Genomic DNA, 435 nt, shown 5'->3' with positions numbered 1-435 from the left:
TTATCGTTACCCATTCGCTCCAGCAGCTCATCTATATACTTATCCCAGTCATGGATAGGATTCTTCGCTACCCCCGATTCCATGGCGGCCTTAGCAACAGCCGGCGGCACAACTGAAATTAAACGGGGATCAAAAGGTTTTGGAATAATGTAATCTTTCCCGAAGATCAACTTGGTTTCTCCATAGGCGATATTCACCTGCTCCGGTACCGGATCTTTTGCCAGCCTTGCAAGCGCCTTAACGGCTGCCATCTTCATCTCTTCATTGATCTTTGTCGCACGTACATCCAAAGCACCTCTAAAGATGAATGGAAAACCAAGTACGTTGTTCACCTGGTTAGGATGATCACTACGACCGGTAGCCATAATAATATCCTTACGGGTGGATACAGCAAGATCGTATTCTATCTCGGGTTCGGGGTTAGCCATAGCGAAA

The 435-nt window shown here is 46.7% G+C and carries 1 protein-coding gene; it reads right to left on the bottom strand.

From position 1 onward, the window contains the following. The coding region (locus HC176_RS16670) for a malic enzyme-like NAD(P)-binding protein (protein ID WP_280818705.1) at nt 1–435 on the bottom strand (435 nt) is incomplete at both ends.

It is taken from the genome of Tamlana crocina (assembly GCF_012037625.1).
Note: the sequence above shows the minus strand (reverse complement) of the source record. Positions and strands in the feature narration are given on the sequence as shown.